The organism is Streptomyces sp. MST-110588, assembly GCF_022695595.1.
Lineage (GTDB): Bacteria > Actinomycetota > Actinomycetes > Streptomycetales > Streptomycetaceae > Streptomyces.
Genome location: NZ_CP074380.1, coordinates 7,340,869 through 7,361,954, shown reverse-complemented (window position 1 = coordinate 7,361,954; position 21,086 = coordinate 7,340,869). Strand labels below are relative to the sequence as shown.

General features: G+C 71.9%; 16 protein-coding genes and 1 pseudogene. 11 read left to right on the top strand and 6 right to left on the bottom strand.

All coding sequences use genetic code 11. The features are described 5' to 3' along the window. Positions 1–48: 48 nt before the first annotated feature. From mmuM to KGS77_RS32125, 4 genes are all read left to right on the top strand, one after another. Complete coding sequence (gene mmuM / locus KGS77_RS32140; RefSeq protein WP_242586746.1) at positions 49–981, top strand: homocysteine S-methyltransferase; 933 nt, start codon at positions 49–51, stop codon at positions 979–981. A gap of 241 nt (positions 982–1,222) precedes the next feature. Next, the gene (locus KGS77_RS32135) at positions 1,223–2,044 is read left to right on the top strand and encodes a transporter substrate-binding domain-containing protein (RefSeq protein ID WP_242586744.1); all 822 of its coding nucleotides are present in this window, start codon (positions 1,223–1,225) and stop codon (positions 2,042–2,044) included. 105 nt (positions 2,045–2,149) lie between these two features. After that, the gene (locus KGS77_RS32130; protein ID WP_242586743.1) at positions 2,150–2,935 is read left to right on the top strand and encodes an amino acid ABC transporter permease; all 786 of its coding nucleotides are present in this window, start codon (positions 2,150–2,152) and stop codon (positions 2,933–2,935) included. A gap of 5 nt (positions 2,936–2,940) precedes the next feature. Then, positions 2,941–3,813, top strand: a complete 873-nt coding sequence (locus KGS77_RS32125; protein ID WP_242586741.1) for an amino acid ABC transporter ATP-binding protein — start codon at positions 2,941–2,943, stop codon at positions 3,811–3,813. A 48-nt stretch (positions 3,814–3,861) separates the two neighbouring features. On the opposite strand, the gene KGS77_RS32120 is transcribed toward KGS77_RS32125, so the two are convergent. Both KGS77_RS32120 and xylA read right to left on the bottom strand, forming a co-directional pair. Beyond that, positions 3,862–4,215 carry a hypothetical protein gene (locus KGS77_RS32120; RefSeq protein WP_242586739.1) on the bottom strand — a complete coding sequence of 118 codons (354 nt, stop codon included), beginning with the start codon at positions 4,213–4,215 and terminating at the stop codon, positions 3,862–3,864. A gap of 23 nt (positions 4,216–4,238) precedes the next feature. Next, positions 4,239–5,462 (bottom strand): xylose isomerase, encoded by a 1,224-nt coding sequence (gene xylA / locus KGS77_RS32115; RefSeq protein WP_242586729.1) that lies wholly within the window; start codon positions 5,460–5,462, stop codon positions 4,239–4,241. Between the two features lie 186 nt (positions 5,463–5,648). Between xylA and xylB the strand changes: the two genes are divergently transcribed. From xylB to KGS77_RS32095, 4 genes and pseudogenes are all read left to right on the top strand, one after another. Next, entirely contained in the window at positions 5,649–7,091 is a 1,443-nt protein-coding gene (gene xylB, locus KGS77_RS32110) for a xylulokinase (RefSeq protein WP_242586728.1), read from the top strand. A gap of 256 nt (positions 7,092–7,347) precedes the next feature. Beyond that, entirely contained in the window at positions 7,348–8,757 is a 1,410-nt protein-coding gene (locus KGS77_RS32105) for a family 2B encapsulin nanocompartment shell protein (RefSeq protein ID WP_242586727.1), read from the top strand. A gap of 135 nt (positions 8,758–8,892) precedes the next feature. Next, positions 8,893–10,307 (top strand): annotated as a pseudogene (locus KGS77_RS32100) (family 2B encapsulin nanocompartment shell protein). Between the two features lie 346 nt (positions 10,308–10,653). Then, a complete protein-coding gene (locus KGS77_RS32095) occupies positions 10,654–11,253 on the top strand; it encodes an N-acetylmuramoyl-L-alanine amidase (protein ID WP_242587814.1) in 600 nt (199 codons plus the stop codon). Between the two features lie 57 nt (positions 11,254–11,310). Here KGS77_RS32095 and KGS77_RS32090 read toward each other — a convergent pair whose 3' ends face one another. Then, positions 11,311–12,225 carry a phosphatidylinositol-specific phospholipase C/glycerophosphodiester phosphodiesterase family protein gene (locus tag KGS77_RS32090; protein WP_242586726.1) on the bottom strand — a complete coding sequence of 305 codons (915 nt, stop codon included), beginning with the start codon at positions 12,223–12,225 and terminating at the stop codon, positions 11,311–11,313. A gap of 87 nt (positions 12,226–12,312) precedes the next feature. Here KGS77_RS32090 and KGS77_RS32085 point away from each other — a divergent pair, with 87 nt between their 5' ends. After that, positions 12,313–13,557, top strand: coding sequence for a phosphodiester glycosidase family protein (locus KGS77_RS32085; protein WP_242586725.1), 1,245 nt, complete (start codon positions 12,313–12,315; stop codon positions 13,555–13,557). A 74-nt stretch (positions 13,558–13,631) separates the two neighbouring features. On the opposite strand, the gene KGS77_RS32080 is transcribed toward KGS77_RS32085, so the two are convergent. Next, complete coding sequence (locus KGS77_RS32080) at positions 13,632–13,826, bottom strand: hypothetical protein (RefSeq protein ID WP_242586724.1); 195 nt, start codon at positions 13,824–13,826, stop codon at positions 13,632–13,634. 437 nt (positions 13,827–14,263) lie between these two features. Between KGS77_RS32080 and KGS77_RS32075 the strand changes: the two genes are divergently transcribed. Then, a complete protein-coding gene (locus KGS77_RS32075) occupies positions 14,264–15,553 on the top strand; it encodes an Ig-like domain-containing protein (protein WP_242586723.1) in 1,290 nt (429 codons plus the stop codon). Between the two features lie 26 nt (positions 15,554–15,579). Continuing rightward, entirely contained in the window at positions 15,580–18,897 is a 3,318-nt protein-coding gene (gene lysX / locus KGS77_RS32070) for a bifunctional lysylphosphatidylglycerol synthetase/lysine--tRNA ligase LysX (RefSeq protein WP_242586722.1), read from the top strand. A 509-nt stretch (positions 18,898–19,406) separates the two neighbouring features. On the opposite strand, the gene KGS77_RS32060 is transcribed toward lysX, so the two are convergent. Beyond that, a complete protein-coding gene (locus KGS77_RS32060) occupies positions 19,407–20,063 on the bottom strand; it encodes an ATP-binding cassette domain-containing protein (protein ID WP_242586721.1) in 657 nt (218 codons plus the stop codon). After that, the gene (locus KGS77_RS32055) at positions 20,056–20,991 is read right to left on the bottom strand and encodes an ABC transporter ATP-binding protein (protein WP_242587813.1); all 936 of its coding nucleotides are present in this window, start codon (positions 20,989–20,991) and stop codon (positions 20,056–20,058) included. The genes KGS77_RS32060 and KGS77_RS32055 overlap by 8 nt, the downstream gene beginning before the upstream one ends. Between the last annotated feature and the right edge of the window lie 95 nt (positions 20,992–21,086).

Below are 21,086 nucleotides of genomic sequence, written 5' to 3'. Positions count from 1 at the left end.
GGCCATCGAGCGGCAGGGCCGGCCGCCCGCCAGGAGAGAGGCCGCGCCATGACCAGCCCGACGCCGTCGCTCGCCGACGCCCTGGCCGCGGGCCCGGTCGTCCTGGACGGCGGTCTGTCCAACCAGTTGGAAGCCGCCGGACACGACCTGAGTGACGAGCTGTGGTCCGCCCGGCTGCTCGCCGAGGACCCCGGGGCGATCGTCGAGGCGCACCGCGCCTACTACGCCGCGGGCGCACGGGTGGCGATCACCGCCAGCTACCAGGCGACCTTCGAGGGCTTCGCGCGGCGCGGCACCGGCACGCGGGAGGCGGCCGGGCTGCTGCGCCGCAGCGTGGAACTCGCCCGTCGGGCCGCGTGCGCCGACGGCACCCAAACGGCGCGTGCGGACGGCCCGTTGTACGTCGCGGCCTCGGCGGGACCGTACGGAGCGATGCTCGCCGACGGATCCGAGTACCGGGGCCGCTACGGCCGCACCGTCCACGAGCTGGAACGTTTCCACCGCCCCCGCCTGGAGGTGCTGGCCTCCGCACGCCCCGACGTACTGGCCTTGGAGACCGTGCCGGACACCGACGAGGCCCGTGCCCTGCTGCGGGCCGTCCGGGGCCTGGGCGTGCCCGCCTGGCTGTCCTACAGCGTCCAGGGCGACCGGACCCGCGCCGGGCAGCCGCTGACGGAGGCGTTCGCACTGGCGGCCGACGCGCCGGAGGTCATCGCGGTGGGGGTCAACTGCTGCACGCCGTCCGACGCGGGACCCGCCGTGGCACTGGCGGCCCGGATCACCGGCAAACCGGTGGTGGTCTACCCCAACAGCGGGGAGCGCTGGGACGCACGGGCCCGGGCCTGGCGCGGCCCGGCGACCTTCACCGCGGACCGGGTCGCGAGCTGGTACGCCGCGGGCGCCCGGCTCATCGGCGGCTGCTGCCGGGTGGGCCCCGATTCCATCTCCGCACTGGCGGCCCTCCTGCCCGGCCGGCCCTGACGCCCCATCACTTCCGCCGCGCTCCCCGGCCGGCCGGGGACCCGCCCACGCAAACCGGTGCACGGGGCCAGGCCGGCGCAGGAGGCCAGGCCGGCGCACGGGGCCAAACCGGTGCACGGGGCCAGGTCGTTACGCGGTCGCAACGCAACCGGCGGCGACAGCGGCCGGGACCGGTGGCAGGATGCAGGCCAACTCACCGGTGTGCGGCCCGCGTTCGCGCCGATCACGCTCAGGAGGTGCCGTGTCCCTACGATCCTCTCGGCTCCCTTTCCCCGCCGGCCCCACCGCGTCCATCGTGGTCGTGGCCCTGGCTGCCATCGCGCTGGCGGGCTGCTCCAGCACCAAGACCAGCGGGTCGGGCGGCAAGGGCGTGGCGCTCGTCGAGCCGGGCAAGCTCAAGAACTGTGCCCAGCTCCCCTACGAGCCCTTCGAGGTGAGCAAGGGCGGCAAGATCGTCGGGTTCGACGTGGACATCGTCGACCTGGTGGCCAAGAAGCTGAACGTCACCCAGGACAACAGGGACACCCCCTTCGAGAGCATTCTGTCCGGCGAGGCGTTCAACTCCAACCAGTGCGACCTCGCGGCGGCCGGCATGACGATCCTGCCCTCGCGCAGGAAGAACCTCGACTTCTCCGACCCGTACTTCACCGCCACCCAGTCGCTGCTGGTCAAGAAGGGCGCGCCGTACAAGTCCCTGGCCGACCTCAAGGGCAGGGTGCTGGGGGTCCAGCAGGAGACCACGGGCGAGATCTACGCCAGGAAGCACGCCAAGGGGGTGCGGATCAAGCAGTTCGAGGATGTGGGAGTGCTGGTCAACGCCGTCAAGGGCGGCACGATTCCCGCCGCCATCAACGACAACGGCGTCCTGTACGACTTCGCGAGAAGGAACCCGGACACACAGGTGACCGCCGACTTCAACACCGGGGAGAAGTACGGCATCGGGGTGCGCAAGGGCAACGACGCGCTCCGCAACACGATCAACGAGGTCCTCAAGCAGGCGCAGGCGGACGGTACGTACGAACGGATCTACAAGAAGTGGTTCGGCACCGCACCCAAGAAGTGATCCCGCACGGCGCATGAGGGTGCCCGCGCCCCCGCGCCGCTCCCTCCCCGCAGGCCCCGCGCACCTCACTCCCGCCGTCCGCCGAACCGAGGAGTCCAGCACCCCATGGCCATGTCCCGTACCAAGCGGGCGCGCCTCGTCCGTGCCGTCCAGTACGCGGTACTGGCCGGCGCGGTCGCCACGTTCGCCCTCCTCGCGGACTGGGAGCAGATCCGCCGGGCGTTCTTCGACCTGGAGGTGGCCAAGCAGCAGTTCCCGGACATCGTCACCGTCGCCCTGGTCAACACCGTCATCTACACCTTGCTCGGCTTCGTCTTCGGCCTCGCGCTGGGACTGGTCCTGGCCCTGATGCGGCTGTCGTCGGTGCCGCCCTACCGCTGGCTGTCGGTCGTCTACATCGAGTTCTTCCGCGGCATTCCGGCGCTCCTGGTCTTCGTCACGCTGGGTTTCGGCGTACCGCTCGCCTTCCAGGTGTCCTTGGACCTCTACTTCACCGTCATGCTCGCCCTGGGACTGGTGGGTGCCGCGTACATGGCGGAGACCATCCGGGCGGGCATCCAGGCCGTCCCCAAAGGGCAGACGGAGGCGGCGCGTTCGCTGGGCATGTCGCACGGCCGCGCCATGGTCTCCATCGTCATCCCCCAGGCGTTCAGAATCGTACTGCCGCCCTTGACCAACGAGCTGATCCTGCTGACCAAGGACTCCTCGCTGGTCTATCTGCTGGGGCTGACACTGGACCAGTACGAACTGACCAAGTTCGGCCGGGCCGCGCTCAACCAGGAACGCAGCCTGACACCGATCCTGATCGCGGGCCTGCTGTACCTGGTCATCACCCTGCCGCTGGGCCACCTGGTCCGGCGGCTGGAGGCCCGTACGGCCAAGGCGAGGTGAGCGAGATGACGGACAAGGCTTCCGGCGGCTCCCCGGGGCCCGGCGGGGCCGACGGCGCCCCCAGGACGGCGCGGGAGTACTCCGGGCCCTCCATCGAAGTCGGCGGTCTGCACAAGACCTTCGGCGATCTGGAGGTGCTCAAGGGCATCGACTTCTCGGTCCGGCGCGGCGAGGTGGTGTGTGTCATCGGTCCGTCGGGCTCGGGGAAGTCGACCCTGCTGCGCTGCATCAACCTTCTGGAGGCCCCCACGGCGGGCCGGGTGACCGTGGCCGGGACGGAGGTCACCGACCCGGACGTGGACATCGACGTCGTCCGGCGCCGCATCGGGATGGTCTTCCAGTCCTTCAACCTCTTCCCCCATCTGACCGCGCTGCGCAACCTGACGATCGCCCAGCGGCGCGTCCTTGGGCGGGCCAAGGCGGAGGCGGAGCGGATCGCCCGCGCCAACCTGGAGCGGGTGGGGCTGAGCGACAAGGAGGACTCCTACCCGGCGCAGCTCTCCGGCGGCCAGCAGCAGCGGGTGGCCATCGCCCGCGCGCTGTCCATGGACCCCGAACTGATGCTGTTCGACGAGCCGACCTCGGCACTGGACCCCGAACTGGTCGGCGACGTGCTGGCCGTCATGCGCGCGCTCGCCCAGGAGGGCATGACCATGCTGGTGGTCACCCATGAGATGAGCTTCGCCCGGGAGGTCGCCGACCGGGTGGTCTTCATGGACGACGGGGTGATCGTCGAGGAGGGCGCGCCGGAACAGGTGGTCGGCCATCCGCAGCACGAGCGGACACGCACGTTCCTGGCGCGGGTGCTGGATCCGGCCGCCGCCCGGATGGGGGAGGTCACCGACGCCGGTCCGTCCGGGAAGCGGATCGACCGCTGAGCGCCGAAGCCTGCCGGAAGCCGGTGGAACCGGGTGTGTGGCGCCGCTTCAGTCCTCCCCTTGCGACCATGCGGCCACCGGGAGCGACAGGTAGACACCGACGCCGCGGAGCCCGGTCGCGGTCTGAACTCCTCGCTGGAGCAGGTCCGTACGCTCCTGGCGGTCGACGGCCCTGCTCCGGAACCACTTGGACCGTACCTCGATCACGACGTCCAGGCCGCCGACGTCCAACGGCCCCCGCTTGCGGAACCGTACGTCCACATCGCCCGGCCGCAGGTCCCCGTCATAGGGCTCCTCCGGGCACTGGACCGCCTCGGACACCAAGTGCGGCAGTACCGAACCGAGGGTACGGAGGGCGGCTTCGGTGACATCCGGCGCATGGGTGACTTCGACGAGCGGCATCGGGCCACTGTAGGCCACCCCGTTCAGACGGCTGCCAGCAGGTGGTTCAGGGCGAGTTGGTCGAGTTGTTCGAAGGCCATGCCGCGGGCTGCCGCCGCCTGGGCATCGAAGGACTCATAGGCGGTACGGTCCGCGAGCAGGCCCGCGAGGCCGTCCTCGGCCGTGGGACGGGCCAGTTCGTCCAGGCGTGCGGCGCGCAGCGCCTCCTGGACGGCGGAATCGGTACGGAAGGCCGCCGCGCGCTCCTTGAGGACCAGGTAGTTGCGCATACAGCCCGCGGCCGAGGCCCAGACGCCGTCCAGGTCCTCGGTGCGGGGCGGTTTGAAGTCGAAGTGCCGCGGCCCCTGGTAGCCGGCCGTTTCGAGCAGATCGACCAGCCAGAACGCGGCGCGCAGATCCCCCGCGCCGAACCGCAGGTCCTGATCGTATTTGATCCCGCACTGGCCGTTGAGGTCGATGTGGAAGAGCTTGCCCGCCCACAGGGCCTGGGCGACGCCGTGCGGGAAGTTCAGCCCGGCCATCTGTTCGTGTCCCACCTCGGGGTTGACGCCGAACAGCTCCGGGCGCTCCAGGCGTTCGATGAATGCCAGGGCGTGACCGACGGTGGGCAGCAGGATGTCCCCGCGCGGCTCGTTGGGCTTGGGTTCAAGGGCGAACCGCAGGCCGTAGCCCTGCTCGGTGACGTACTGGCCGAGCAGGTCCAACGCCTCCTTCATACGGTCCAGTGCGGCGCGCACGTCCTTGGCCGCCCCCGACTCCGCGCCTTCGCGTCCGCCCCAGGCGACGTACGTATGGGCGCCCAGCTCTGCCGCCAGATCGATGGTCCGCAGGGTCTTGCGCAGCGCGTACCGGCGAACGTCCCGGTCGTTGGCGGTGAAGGCGCCGTCCTTGAAGACGGGGTGGGTGAAAAGGTTGGTCGTGGCCATCGGAACCACCAGACCGGTGGCATCCAGCGCCTGCCGGAACCGCTTGAGTACCGCCTCGCGCCCGGTGCCGTCGGTCCCGGAGGGGATCAGGTCGTCGTCGTGGAAACTGACGCCGTACGCGCCCAGGTCCGCCAGCCGGTGCACGGTTTCCACCGGGTCCAGGGCGCGGCGGGTGGCGTCGCCGAAAGGGTCCCGGCCCTGCCAGCCGACCGTCCACAGGCCGAAGCTGAATTTGTCCTCGGGCGCGGGTTCATAGGGTGCGGGCTCATAGGACGCGGACTCATAGGGTGCGGGTCCATAGGGTGCGGGCTCCTGGCTCATGGCGGCTCCCTCGGCCGTGTTGTGGCGGCATCACCCATCATGCGCCGTCGCCGAACTAATATGCGGCCACACACCCGGGTAGTACCGAAACCGCGCGCCGCGCCCCGGCGGAGCGCCACGGTCCGGCAAAGCTTCCACGATCCGGCGGCGCGCCGCGCGCGCCACGGTCCGGCAAGGGAGAACGCGATGGTCTCAAGGGCGGCGGGGCCGCTCGTCGTCGGTGTGGACAGCTCCACCCAGTCCACCAAGGCGCTGGTCGTGGACGCGGCTTCCGGCGAGGTACTGGCCCGGGGTCAGGCACCGCACACGGTCTGCGGCGGGGCGGACGGGTCGGGCAAGGAGAGCGACCCGCGCCAGTGGTGGCGGGCGCTGGAGGGGGCGCTGTTCCAGTGCGGTCGCGCCGCGCGTGAGGTGTCGGCGGTGTCCGTCGCCGCCCAGCAGCACGGTCTGGTCACCTTGGACGCGTCGGGACGGCCGGTGCGCCCGGCCCTGCTGTGGAACGACGTACGGTCCGCCGGCCGCGGCGCGCGGCTCGTCGGGGAACTGGGCGGCGCCCGGGCCTGGGCGCGGCGGGTGGGGAGCGTGCCGGGGCCGGCGTTCACGGTCGCCAAGTGGGCCTGGCTGCGGGAGATGGAGCCGACGGCGGCCCGTGCGGCGACCGCCGTACGGCTGCCGCACGACTACCTCGTCGAACGCCTTACGGGAGCGCCGGTCACCGACCGCGGTGACGCGTCGGGAACGGGCTGGTGGGCGGGCGCCACGGAGTCCTACGACGAGGAGATCCTGGGGCATGTGGGGCTGGATCCCGCCGCGCTGCCGCGGGTGGCCCGGCCCGGTGAGGTGGTGGGGACCGTACGGCCCGAGGGGCTGGGACTGCCGCGCGGCGCGCTGGTGGCGGCCGGCACCGGCGACAACATGGCGGCGGCGCTCGGGCTCGGTCTGCGGCCGGGCCGGCCCGTACTGAGCCTGGGTACGTCGGGAACGGTCTATGCGGTCTCCACCCGCCGGCCGGCCGACCCCACCGGTACGGTCGCCGGGTTCGCCGACGCGCGCGGCGACTGGCTGCCGCTGGCCTGCACCTTGAACTGCACCCTCGCCGTGGACCGCGTGGCCGCGCTGCTCGGTCTGGACCGCGAGGCCGTCGAGCCCGGGGGCCCGGTGGTGCTGCTGCCCTTCCTCGACGGCGAGCGCACCCCCGACCTTCCCGGCGCCTCCGGGCTGTTGTACGGGCTGCGCCACGACACGACCCGTGGCCAGCTCCTCCAGGCCGCCTACGACGGCGCCGTCTTCGCGCTGCTGCGGGCGCTGGAGTCGGTCGCGCCCGACGCGCCGGCCGACGCGCCGCTGCTGCTGATCGGCGGCGGGGCCCGGGGGCGGGCGTGGCGGGAGACCGTACGCCGGCTTTCGGGGCGGCCCGTCGTCGTGCCGCGGGCGGGCGAGGTGGTCGCGCTCGGGGCGGCGGCGCAGGCGGCGGGGCTGCTGCTGGGCGAGGACCCGGCGGCCGTGGCGCGCCGGTGGGGGACGGCGAGCGGTGACCACTACGAGGCGGTGGCGCGGGACGACGCCTCGTGGGAGCGGCTGGCCCGGACGCTGGAGGCGGGCGGGGAGTTGCTGCGCCCGGCCCACTGAGCGGTCCTGACCGGCGCCGATGGGCGCCGGCCGGATGCTCCCCGGCAGCCGTCCGACATCTCCCGTGACCTGTCCCGGCTCGTCCCGGCCCTCGTCCCGGCCCTCGTTCCTGCGGCGGCAGATTCCGCTAAATCTATCCATTCGATTTCCGTTCCATGCCACCCTTTCGAGCGATTGTGCTGATAAAAACAACGCCATTACCGTCTTTGTCGGGAGAGCGGACGTATTCCAACCTGCACAGATGGGTGGCGCGCGCATGACGATCTCGGCCGGCACATTCTCCGGGTCCGACAGCGACCGTACGCATTCGAGTCTGACGACCGGCGCGGCGCGGAATCTGGCGACCACCACCAAGACGGTGCCGCAGATGCAGGGCGTCACCTCCCGGTGGCTGCTGCGGCTTCTTCCGTGGGTGCAGGTCTCCGGTGGTACGTACCGTGTCAACCGCCGGCTCTCGTACACGGTCGGGGACGGCCGTATCGACTTCGACGTCTCCGGGCGGGACGTCGGCATCATCCCCGAGGAGCTGCGTGAACTGCCGGCGCTGCGGGACTTCACCGACATCGCCGTACTGACCGCGCTCGGCCGGCGCTTCACGCAGGTCGAATACGCTCCGGGCGACGTCATCGCCCAGGAGGGGACGCCCGCGGACCGGATCGTGCTGATCGCGCACGGCAGGGTCGACCGGCTCGGCCGGGGCAAGTACGGCGACCTCACCGTGCTCGCCGCGCTCGCCGGCGGTGACCACCTCGGTGACGAACCGCTCACCGATCCCGAGGCGTTCTGGCCCTATACCTATACAGCGGTGACGCGGGTGACGGTCCTCGCGCTCCCCCGGCAGGCCGTCCAGGAGATCGCCGAGGAGGCCGACGGCCTGCGGGAACACCTCGCCACGGCCGGGATCGGCGCCCTGCCGCCGCAGAACGCCAGCGGTGAGGCGGCCATCTCCCTGGCCGCCGGTCACAGCGGCGAGCCGGCGCTGCCCAGCACCTTCGTCGACTACGACCTCGCACCGCGCGAGTACGAACTGAGCGTCGCCCAGACCGTGCTGCGGACCCACACCCGGGTCGGTGACCTCTACAACGACCCGATGAACCAGGTCGAGCAGCAGTTGCGGCTGACCATCGAGGCGCTGCGCGACCGCCAGGAGCACGAGATGGTCAACAACCGCGAGTTCGGACTGCTGCACGCCGCCGACCTGCGGCAGCGCGTGCGTACCCGCAGCGGACCGCCGACCCCGGACGACATGGACGAGTTGCTCGCGACGGTCTGGAAGGACCCGGGCTTCCTGCTGGCCCACCCCAAGGTGATCGCCGCGTTCGGCCGTGAGTGCAGTGCCCGCGGTCTCTATCCCACGGCCGTGGACTTCATGGGGCACTCCCTGCCGTCCTGGCGCGGGGTGCCCATCTTCCCGTGCAACAAGATCCCGGTCACCGAGGAGCGTACGAGTTCCGTCCTGCTGCTGCGTACCGGCGAGGAGAACCGGGGCGTGGTCGGTCTGCACCAGACCGGTATTCCCGATGAGTACGAGCCGGGGCTCTCGGTCCGTTTCATGGGCGTCAATGATCAGGCGATCCTCAACTACCTCGTCAGCGCCTATTACTCCGCCGCCGTGCTCGTGCCCGACGCGCTGGGGATTCTGGAGGACGTGGAAATCGGCTACTGACGTCCGTTCATGGCCACTGCCGATGACGGCCGGTCATGGCACCGGGTAGCGGGTGGCGAAACGTTGCGGTGACGCCGGAGTACCCCCGCCCCGCTCCGACGCGTACAGGAACGACAGGAACAGGTGAGGATTTCCATGACCACGCCCGTGGACCCGACGTCCGCCTCCGGCGCACCGGTTGACGTACACGACCCCTCGTCCCTCGGCACGGCGGCGGCCCGCAATCTGGCGACCACCACCAAGACCGCACCGCAGATGCAGGGCATCTCCTCCCGCTGGCTGCTGCGTGTGCTGCCCTGGGTGGAGGTCTCCGGCGGTACGTACCGCGTCAACCGGCGTCTGACCCACACCCTCGGTGACGGCAGGGTGGAGTTCACCTCCACGGGAGCCGAGGTACGGGTCATCCCGGCCGAGTTGCGAGAGATGGCGCCGCTGCGCTCCTTCGAGGACACCGCGACGCTGGAGGCGCTGGCCGGCCGCTTCGTCCAGCAGGAGTACGCGCCGGGCGACGTGCTCGTCGAGAGGGGACAGCCGGCCGACCGGGTCATCCTGATCGCGCACGGCAAGCTGGACCGGATCGGCTTGGGCAAGTACGGCGACGAAACGGTTCTGGGGGTGCTGGCCGACGGTGACCACCTCGGCGAGACGTCGATGCTGACGCCGGACGGGATCTGGACGCACTCCGTCAAGGCCGTCACCCGGGTGACGGTCCTGTCCCTGTCCCACGCCGACTACCAGGAGGTCGCGGGCCGTTCGCCGGCCCTGCGCGACCACATCGAGGGCTACCGTACGGCGCGTATCCCCCGCAGAACAAACACGGCGAGGCGGCCATCGACGTGGTCTCCGGCCACATCGGCGAGCCCGCGCTGCCCGGCACCTTCGTCGACTACGACCTCGCGCCGCGCGAGTACGAACTGAGCGTCGCCCAGACCGTGCTGAAGATCCACACCCGGGTCGCGGATCTCTACAACGACCCGATGAACCAGCTCGACCAGCAGTTGCGGCTGACCATCGAGGCGCTGCGCGAGCGCCAGGAACACGAGATGATCAACAACCGCGAGTTCGGACTGCTGCACAACGCCGACCTGCGACAGCGGATCCACACCCGCAGCGGGCCGCCCACCCCCGACGACCTCGACGAGCTGATCTCGCGGCGCCGCAAGACCCAGTTCCTGCTGGCCCATCCCCGCACCATCGCCGCCATCGGCCGGGAGTGGAACGCCCGCGGCATCTACCCGACGGGGACGGAGATCGGCGGTACGGCCGTACGGGCCTGGCGCGGCATCCCGCTGCTGCCCTGCAACAAGATCCCGGTCAACCCCGACCAGACCAGTTCGGTGCTGGCGCTGCGCGTCGGGGAGGAGAACCAGGGCGTGGTCGGCCTGCACCAGACGGGCATCCCGGACGAGTACCGGCCCGGCCTGTCCGTCCGCTTCATGGGCATCAACGAACAGGCCGTCATCAACTACCTGGTCAGCGCCTACTATTCGGCGGCGGTGCTGGTCCCCGACGCGCTGGGCATCTTGGAGGACGTGGAGATCGGCCACTGACGGGCGGCACCTCCGCGCCGCCTTGTGCGCCGCGCGCCTTCCCACCCCGTCTCGCACTGCCGCTGTCCCCTCCCCGCCGAGCGAGCGGGGGCGGGACGGCGGCAGCCGTCACCGTGACCGGGCGTCTTTGGCCGGACCAATGACAGGCGGCCCATGCCCTTGGCAGGGGGCATCGGGTTACCCATCATGAACGCGACGCCATACATGGCATGTACGCGTCGCCCGCTACCGGGCTCGCGCTCGCTCGCCCACCCATGGCCACCCTCGGCCCACCCCCTCGGCCCCCCTCTGGGCCCCACCCCTCGGTCCACGGCAGGAGATCGGCATGGAGCACCCAACGCCCCCCATGACGCCCGCGAGATCCCTCCCTTCCCGGCGCGCTCTGCTCACGGGCGCCGCCGCGACGGCCACCGCCCTGACCCCCCTCGGCGCGACCGGTGCCCACGCATCCGCACACGCCGCCTATCCCCCGGTCCACTGGACGCCCGCCAGCCCGGCCAACTACACCGCCGCCGACCGCCCGGCGGGCTACCCCGTCCAACTGGTCGTGCTGCATGTGACACAGGAGACCTACGCCGACACCGTAAGGATCTTCCAGAACCCCGCCAAGAAGGTCTCCGCGCACTACGTCCTACGGTCCAGGGACGGCTACATCGGCCAGTGCGTACGGGAGCAGGACATCGCCTGGCACGCCGGGAACTGGGACCGCAACACCCGCAGCGTGGGCATCGAGCACGAAGGGTGGGTGGACGATCCCGCCTGGTTCACCGAGGCGCTCTACCGGCAGTCGGCCCGGCTGACCGCCGCCGTCTGCGACCGCTACGGCATTCCCAAGGACCGCCGGCACATCATCGGCCATGCCGAGGTCCCCGGGACCGACCACACCGATCCCGGTGACTACTGGGACTGGGCGTACTACATGAAGCTGGTCGCCGCGGCGCCCTGACCTCGCCTCACCGTCACCGCCGGACCGGGTCCGCGGCGGCGACGGCAGGGCCGGAGGTCAGCCGGCGGCCCGCAGAAAGCGTTCGAGGCCGGCCAGGTCGTCCGTATTGAGGTGGTCCACCCCGGCGGCGAGCAGTTCGCGCCACACCGCCTCGCGGGCGGCCCCCGGCCGGTCCGGCGTCGCCCAGAAACGGACCCGACGGTGCTCGGCGTGCGCGGCGGCCACGATGCGCCGCAGCGCGGCCCGCTCGCCGGCCGGCATCGGCCCGTGGCCGCGCCAGGTAAAGCTCTCCTCCCAACTGCCGGAGACCAGCGGTATCAGGGAGGCGGGGGCCGGGGTTCCCAGGTCGCCGAGCCGACCGTCGTAAAAGGCGTGGCGGACCTGCTCGGCCTCCAGGGGCGGCCGGGCGGCGCGGTCGCCGGAGACGACGGCGGTGACCGCACCCGTACGGACCCGGCCGTGGTCGCTGACGCTGAGCATCTCCCGGTAGGGCAGCAGTCGGCGGGCGAGCTCGCGGTAGGCGGACGCACCGGAGTTCTTGATGTCGATCAGCAACTGGAGCGGGAGCGGATGGCCGGCGTAGACCTGCCCGCCGTTGGCACGCACGCGCATGCGCAGCGGGTCGAGGTAGAGGGATTCCAGCGTCCGGTCACGGTCGAGGTCGGATTCCTCGTGGCCGACCAGGAGCCGGCCCTCGACCAGCCAGATGTCCGCCTCGACGCTGCCGAAGCCGTGGGAGAGCGCGTCCAGGAGCGGGCGGCGGTGTGCGTAGTCGTTGTGGGCGTGGGCGCGCTCCAGCGGGGCGGGCGCCACCGCAGGCCCGTACGCCTGCCGGGCATCACGGGGAGCCGGGCCGGCGGGAGCGGCTCCCCGGCCCGCGGACCGGGACCGGGCGGCGGCGGACGTGGTGAGCCCTGCGGCCAGTGCGGCGGTCAGCGACACGACGGCCGTGCGTCGGGTGTACGGATTCATGGCATCTCCGGGTCATAGTGGGTTTCTCGTGCCCGTGGGACAGTTGGCGTGACGTCTGGGGGGATCGTGAAGAAACGATTCGGTCGTATGCGCGCGACGGCGACGGTGCTGGCGGCGTGGTCGGTACTGGCCGGCGGCGCGGTGGCCGCCGGACCACCGGCCACCGCGACCGCGCACACCACGGCGACCGCCACCGGCAAGGCCCCGGCCCTGGGGAGGGCCGCGCCCCTCGCACCCGGGGTGGAGTACCGCGACGTACGGGTCCCGGTCTCGCGCGGCGTGGCCCGCGCGCATCTGCTGACGGTCGATCTGGCCGAGCCCGGCGTCTCGGCGGACCTGCTGTATCCGGGCGCGGTCGGGGCCCGTGCCCCGGTCTCCCGGCTGGCGGACGGGCGGGGCGCGGTGGGCGCCGTCAACGGGGACTTCTTCAACATCACCGAGGTCCAGCACCCCGGGGTGGAGGCCACCGGCGCCCCCGTCGGCCCCGCGATCGCCTCGGGCCGGACCCTGAAGGCCGCGGTGCCCGACGGCCAGCGCTTCGGTCCGGCGCTGCCGCCCACGACCACCACCGAGGACGTACTGGGCGTCGGCTACGACCGCCGTGCGCGGCTGGACCGGCTGTCCCTCAGGGGCACCGCCCGGACCCCCGACGGCACGCTGCCGCTGCGCGGCCTGAACCAGTACGCGCTGCCGGTGAACGGCATCGGCGCGTACACGCCGCTGTGGGGCCCCACCTCGCGCGTCCGGGCGACCTGCGGGACGGACACCGACCGGGCCGCGCCCTGCAGCCAGGAGACGTACGAGGTCACGGTGCGCCGGGGCAAGGTGGTGGGCGTCGCCCGGGTGCCCGGCCGGGGCGGGGTGGCCAAGGGGACGGTGGTCCTGGTGGGGCGGGAGGAGGGTGCCCGGCAGTTGCGCAAGCTGAGCCCCGGCGACCCGGTGGGGGTCGGCTACCGGCTGGTCTCCCGGCGGGCGGTGCCGCTGCGCTTCGCGGTCGGCGGCTTCCCGATCGTACGGAACCAGGAGCCGCTGGCGGGCCTGGACACCGTCACCGCGGCCGTCCGGACCTCCGCGGGCATCGGGGAGGGCGGTCATGTGCTGTATCTGCTCGCGCTGGACGGCGCGGCGGGAAACGCCGGGATGACGGTACGTGAACTGGCCGAGCTGATGGACCGGCTGGGGGCCGAGGACGCACTCAACCTGGACGGCGGCGGATCCTCCACCCTGGTCACCCGGGAGCCGGGCAGCCCGGGGTCGACCGTGCGCAACCATCCCTCGGACGGCGCCGAGCGGCCGGTGCCCAACGCGGTGGGGATCTTCTCCCGCAGGTGAGGCGCCCGCGCCGGCAGGGCTGACGGGCGCCCGTCAGCGGGCGTCGGCGCGCCGGGCGGGCGGCGGCGCCGCGGTCACGGCCGCACGCTGCTGACGACGTCGGCGGCGCCGGCCAGCCCGTCGTGGATGTTTGGGGCGAGGCTGCTGCCCGCCAGGTAGAAGCCGAGCATCATGCACACCAGGGCGTGTGAGACCTTCAGTCTTCCGCTGCGCAGGAAGACGGCGGTCAGGATCACGAGCAAGACGATGACGGAAATCGAAATAGCCATGACGAGCCTCCTCGATCGCTGCCGGACGGGGACGGCAAGGGGCGGCCAGTTTCGCTTATTTCGGCCTTTATCCGGTTCGTCTCCAGGTGGCCCATACGGGTGATCACTGCGGGTCACCGCTGCGTACCCGGCTCCCGGCACTCCCTCTCCGGGTAGACGCGGGGCCCCCGCTCCCTTCGCGTACCAGGGCCCGGGCGAGGAGGGCGCACCGCCGCACGCCGGGCGGAGGGCCGCCAGGGGTGGGCGTCGGCGGCGCGGGCCGGGTCCGCCTCCCGCCGTCCGGCCCGGCCTCCGTACGGGAAGCGGTACGCGAACAGTACGGCCGGCGGCGCGCCCGTACGGCAAGCGGCGCACCCGGGAAACGCGGCGAGCGGCCGGGCGCCCGGCCGGCGGCGCGAGGTGGCGTGGATCACGTCACGCAACGCAACGGGTCCGGGGTGATTTCCGTCTTAGCGGCCGACCACCTTCAGGTACCGGCGACGCCGGTCACCACCGACGGAAAGCACACCCATGAGCCAGCCGCCCCCTCCCGCCGCTCCCGGCGCTCCCGCTCCGTACGTGCCGCTCTCGCGCTGATGCCCCTGATCGGCATCGGGGCGCTGACAGCCTGCGGTGACGACGACGCGACCGAGAAGGCGGCCCCGGGGAATCCGGTGAAGGTGGAGCTGAGCGCCGTACGCGGCACCAAGGGCGTCAAGGCGGGCGACCGGCTCAAGGTCAGTGCTTTCGGCGGCACGTTCACCGAGGTGACCGTCACCGACTCCAAGGGCCGCCGGCTGCCGGGTGATCTTGATCACGACGGCCGCTCGTGGTCCTCCAGCCAGAAGACCCGGCCGGACACCAAGTACTCGGTGGTGGGCAGGACCAAGGACCGGGACGGCAAGGCGGGCGAGATCAAGGAGTCCGTGACCACCGCCAAGGCGGACAAGCTCAACAAGCTGGCGCTCAACCCGAGCTCGCAGGGCGCCGTCGTCGGCGTGGCCCAGCCCGTGGCGATCACCTTCGACTTCCCCGTGACGGACAAGGCCGCGGTGGAGAAGCAGCTCAAGGTGACCACCGACAACAACACGACCGGGTCCTGGGGCTGGGTGAAGGACCGGTCCGGCAAGGACCGGGTGGACTGGCGGCCTAAGGAGTACTGGAAGGCGGGCACGAAGGTCTCCCTGCGTGCCGAGCTGGACGGTGTGGACTCCGGGGGCGGCCGTTACTTCGCCAAGGACTACGACCTGAACTTCTCCATCGGCTCCCACCAGGTGATCAAGGTCGACCTGGACAGCAAGCAGCTCAGCTTCCTCCAGGACGGCAAGGAGATCAAGCGGCTGCCGGTCTCGGCGGGGAAGCCGGACTCCGAGCACTCCACCTGGACGGGCACTTTCCCGCTGCTGGCGAAGGAGGGCACGATCAACATGAAGTCCGAGACGGTGGGCCTGAGCAATTTTTACGACAAGATGGTCCGCGACTCGATGAAGCTCACCGACTCCGGGACGTACGCACACGCCGCGCCCTGGAACTCAGACAAGGTAGGAAAGATCAACAACAGCTCCGGGTGTGTCGGCCTGACCGACGCGGACGCCGACTGGCTCTACGCCAAGGTCCGCGTCGGCGATCCCTTCGAGGTGTCCGGTTCCTCCATACGAGGGAAGGCCGAGGCGAACAACGGGCTCGGGGACTGGATGGTCGACTGGTCCCAGTGGCAGCAGAAGAGCGCCCTTTCATCGAGCAGGTAACCCCCTACAGAGCCTAATGTGACGGAATGAGCACCGTGCAGGACCAGGATCAAATAACGGCGTGGGAGCGGTTCCGCCGCCGCGTTCCCAATGGTTTCGCCATCTTCTTCAGCCTTCTTGGGCTGTTTTGCGCCCTTACGGCGCTGTTCGGGCCACTGCGGCGCGCCTTGCACCCGGTGACCTACTGGCTGGGCACCTTCACGATTCCGGTGCCGCCCAACTTCGCGTACGCCGCCTTCCTCTTCCTGCTCGCGGCGGCGATGACCGCCCGCAAGCGGGTCGCCTTGTGGTTCGTCGTCGTCTACATGGTGCTGGTGGCGATCACGGACGCGATGCTGTTCGGCTGGGGCTACTGGGAGTTCTCCATCTCCCTGGTCCTGGCCGTGGCGGCGCTGGTGCTGCTGGTCGTCTCGCACCGCGAGTTCTACGCGATCACCCGGCGCGGCGCCTTCCTGCGGGCCGCGCTGGTGCTGGCCGGCGGAGCGGCCGTGGCGATCCTCGTGGGCTGGGGGCTGGTCTCCCTCTTCCCCGGTGATCTGGAGGCCGGCGGCGGCAACCGGCTGCTGTGGGCCGCCAACCGGGTCTGCGGCGGGCTGCTCAGCGGCCGGAACTTCGACGGACACCCGCCGCACTGGATCATGACCGTGCTGGGTCTGCTGGGCGCGCTGGCGCTGCTGAACGCGGCGGCCACCCTCTTCCGCTCGCAGCGGATGGAGGCCGCGCTGCACGGTGACGAGGAGGCCCGTATCCGGGCGCTGCTCGCCCGCTACGGCAGCCAGGACTCGCTGGGCTACTTCGCCACCCGCCGCGACAAGGCCGTGGTCTTCTCCCCCAGCGGCAAGGCCGCCGTCACCTACCGCGTGGAGGCCGGCGTCTGCCTGGCCAGCGGTGACCCGGTCGGTGACCGGGAGGCGTGGACCCCGGCCATCGAGGCGTGGCTGGAGGTCGCCGGACGCTACGGCTGGCAGCCCGCCGTCATGGGCGCCAGCGAGGACGGCGCCAAGGCGTTCGCCCGCAGCGGCCTGGGCGCCCTGCAGCTCGGTGACGAGGCGATCCTGCACGTCAAGGACTTCGACCTGGACGGCCGCGAGATGCGGGTCACCCGCCAGGCCGTCAACCGGGTCGAGCGCAGCGGGGCCACCTTCCGGGTACGCCGGCACGCGGAGCTGACCGACGCCGAGATGCAGGAGGTCATCCAGCGGGCCGACGCCTGGCGCGACACCGAGACCGAGCGCGGCTTCTCGATGGCGCTGGACCGGCTCGGCGACCCCCAGGACGGCGACTGCCTGCTGGCCGAGGCGTTCGACGGCAAGGGCAACATGATCGCTCTGCTGTCGTTCGTGCCCTGGGGCAAGGACGGCATCTCGCTGGACGTGATGCGCCGCGACCGCAGCGCGCCCAACGGCGTCATGGAGTACATGGTCGCCCAGCTCTGCGCGCACGCCGGGCAGCTCGGGGTACGCCGTATCTCCCTGAACTTCGCGGTCTTCCGGTCCGCGTTCGAGGAAGGTGCCCGGATCGGCGCCGGTCCGGTGCTCAAGGTCTGGCGCAAGCTGCTGCTGTTCTTCTCCAAGTGGTGGCAGCTCGAAGCCCTCTACCGCTCCAACTCCAAGTACCTGCCCGAGTGGTATCCGCGGTTCCTTTGCTACGCGGACGCCGGTGCGCTGGCCCGGATCGGTCTGGCCTCCGGTATCGCCGAGGGTTTCGTGGCGGTGCCGAGCCTGGGCAAGCTGTGGGGCAAGGGCCACAAGAAGCGGGTGCTGGCCCCGGCCAGCACGGCCAACCTGCCCTCCCTGGACGAGCTGGGCCTGGTGGACCACCCGGCGGCGAGCGAGGAGGAGCTGCGCGAGCGGGAGCTGGCGGCGCTGCCGGAGCAGGTACGCGTACGCCACCGCAAGCTGGAGCGGCTGCGGGAGAGCGGCACCGACCCCTACCCCGTGGGCGTACAGCGTACGCACACGCTCGGCGAGGTCCGCGACGAGCACGGCGACCTGGCGGCCGGTGCCCGCACCGGCAAGGTCGTCAGCGTCGCCGGACGGGTGCTGCTCACCCGTGACCACGGCGGCGTCCTCTTCGCGGTGCTCCGCGACTGGTCCGGTGACCTCCAGGTCGCGCTGACCCGCGAGGGCAGCGGCGCCGAGCTGCTGGACCGCTTCGGCTCCGACGTCGACCTGGGCGACCACATCGAGGCCGAGGGCGAGGTCGGCGCCAGCGACCGCGGCGAGCTGACGGTCTTCGTGACCAACTGGCGGCTGACGGCCAAGTGCCTGCGCCCGCTGCCCGACAAGCGGCGCGGTCTGACCGACCCCGAGGCCAAGGTCCGCCAGCGCTATGTCGACCTGGTGGTCTCGCCGGACTCGCGGGAGAACCTGCGGGCCCGCAGCACGGCCGTACAGGCGCTGCGCCAGGGGCTGATCGAGCGCGGCTACCTGGAGGTCGAGACGCCGATGCTCCAGCAGGTCCACGGCGGCGCCAACGCCCGCCCGTTCCAGACCCACATCAACGCCTACGACCTGGACCTGTACCTGCGCATCGCGCCCGAGCTGTACCTCAAGCGGCTGTGCGTGGGCGGCATGGAGAAGGTCTTCGAAATGGGGCGCACGTTCCGTAACGAGGGCATCTCCTACAAGCACAACCCCGAGTTCACGATGCTGGAGGCGTACCAGGCGTTCGCCGACTACGACGTGATGCTGGACCTGACCCGGGAGCTGATCCAGGGTGCGGCGATCGCCGCGTTCGGCAGCGCCACCGCCCGCAAGGCGGACGAGAACGGGCGGCTCGTCGAGCACGACATCTCGGGCATCTGGCCGGTCAAGACCGTCTACGGCGCGATCTCCGAGGCGCTGGGCGAGGAGATCGACGCGGACACCGAGCCGGACGCGCTGCGCCGTCTGTGCCACGCCGCCAAGGTGCCCGTGAAGCCGGAGATGGGCCGCGGTGACATCGTCCTGGAGATGTACGAGCGGCTGGTCGAGGAGAAGACCAAGCTCCCCACCTTCTACAAGGACTTCCCCACCGATGTCTCCCCGCTGACCCGTCAGCACCGCAAGGACCCGCGGGTCGCCGAGCGCTGGGACCTGGTGGCCTTCGGTACGGAGCTGGGTACGGCCTACTCGGAGCTGACCGACCCGGTCGAGCAGCGGCGGCGGCTGACCGCCCAGTCGCTGCTGGCGGCGGGCGGCGACCCGGAGGCGATGGAGCTGGACGAGGACTTCCTCCAGGCCCTGGAGTACGCGATGCCGCCGACCGGTGGTCTGGGCATCGGCGTGGACCGGCTGGTGATGTTCCTCACCGGTCTGTCGATCCGTGAGACGCTGCCGTTCCCGCTGGTACGGCGCCGCTGACGGCTTCAGGAACGACGAGGCGAAGGCCACCACCGAAAGGTGGTGGCCTTCGCCGTGTCCGGGGCCGGTGTATCCGGGCCGTCCTGCGCCCGGACGCTGTGGAACTCCTGGGCGCGGCCGGTGATCTCGCCGAGCAGAAGGGGTTGGCGGCGGGTGCGCGGAAGGGGAAGCGTCCGCCGCCGGCGGAGACCAGCGGGGAGGCCACCGCGGCCCAGCCCCGGCCGGCGGCCGGGCCGCGGTGCGCGCGATGGACCTGTTCGGTCAGGGCTTCAGGTCCGCGCCGGGGAAGCGCCGGGACAGGACGCCCGCGCCGGAGCCCGAGGCGCCGCCGGGCAGCCAGTTGTCCTCCGGTCCGCGGTGGCGGTACACCACGCCTGCCGGGTCGCGGACCAGGTGGGGGCTGGTGCCCTTGAGGACGAGGGTGGTGCCTAATCCGAACCGGGTCCTGAGCGGAACCCCGGGCCGACGTCGGCCCTGACCGGTGGCGCCCCTGACCGGTCACCACGCCGCTACGCCGTAAGGTCCGCCCATCGCACCGTACGGTCGCACCAGCGCTCCAGCAGCCCACGGTCGTGTCCGACCGCGAGCAGACCCGCGCCGGACGTGCGCCGGTAGTCCTCGACCACGGCCACCAGCGCGGCCGTCGTCGAGGCGTCCAGCATCGCGGTCATCTCGTCGCAGATCAGCCAGCGCGGTCGCAGCACGAGCGCGCGGGCCAGGCAGGCGCGCTGCAACTGCCCGTCGCTGACCTCGTGCGGGCGCCGGGTCAGCAGTTCCCCGCTCAGGCCGACGGCCGGAGCCAGCTCCGCCACCCGTGCCGCGGCCTCCTCCCGGCGCCCGACCGCGCGCAGCGGCTCGGCGATCAGGTCGGCCAGCCGCAGCCGGGGGTCGGCGGAGAGCCGGGGCTGCTGGAAGACGACGCCGTAGGCGGTGCGGTGGGCACGCGGCGCGCGGTGCCGCCAGCCGGTGATCTTTTCCCCGTCCAGGGTCACCGTGCCCGCGTACGGCCGGTGCAGCAGGGCCGCGACCCGCGCCAGGGTGGACTTGCCGCAGCCGCTGGGGCCCTGCAGCCCGACCGCCTCCCCCGCCTCGATCGTCAGCGTCACACCGCGTACGACGGGTGTGCCGCGGTCGTACCCGGCGGTGATGTCCGTCAGCTCAAGCATCGGCGGCCTCCAGGGCGTGGTGGCAGGCGACGCCGTCGACCGGGACGGGCCGTACCGCGCAGGCGGTGTCGGCGCGGGGGCAGCGGGCGGCGAAGGCGCAGCCTTCGGGGAGGTTTCCCAGTTCCGGCGGCAGCCCGGGGATCGGGCGGAAGGCGCGCTCGGGCAGGGCGTCGAGCAGGCCGTGCGCGTAGGGGTGGCGGGGGCCGGGCCGGCCGAAGAAGCTCTTGGCGTCGGTGAGTTCGACGATCCGGCCGGCGTACATCACGGCGACGCGGTCGGCGATCCGCTCGGCCGCCGCGAGGTCGTGGGTGATCATCAGCAGGGCGCGGCCGGGTCCGGCGTCGGCACCGGTAGCGGCGCGCGACGGAGCGTCCACGTGCCGGCGCAGCTCGTCGACCGTACGGTCCACCAGGTCCCGGTCCAGCCCGGTGGTGGGCTCGTCGGCGAGCAGCAGCGGCGCGTCACCGACCAGCGCGAGCGCGGTCGCGGCGCGCTGGGCCAGGCCGCCGGAGAGCTGGTGCGGGTAGCGGTCGAGGTGGTCCGGCGGGAAGGCGGCGCGTTCGGCCGCCGCCTCGGCCGCCGCGCGCAGTTCGGTACGCGCCGTACCGGTCAGCTCGCGGACCGTCTCCTCCAGTTGGGAGCGTACGGTCCGTACGGGCGTCAGATGCGCAGCCGGGCTCTGCGGTACGAGGCCGATGCGGCGGCCTCGTATGGAGCGGGACAGTTCGCGTTCGGAGGCGGTCAGCAGTTCGGTGTCGCCGAGCCGGGCCGAGCCCGCGGTCTGCGCGTTCGCGGGCAGCAGCCCGAGCAGGGCGGAGGCCAGCACGGACTTGCCGCAGCCGCTCTCGCCGACCAGGGCCAGGCACTGGCCGGGCGCGAGGTCGAAGGACACGTCGCTGACGGCGGCGACATGCCGGCCGCCGCGCATCCGGAAGCGGACGGACAGCCCGCGGACGGACAGGACAGCAGGCGCGGTCCGCGCGGAGGGCGCGCAGGCCGCAGAGGGGATGGAGGGGGTGGGCG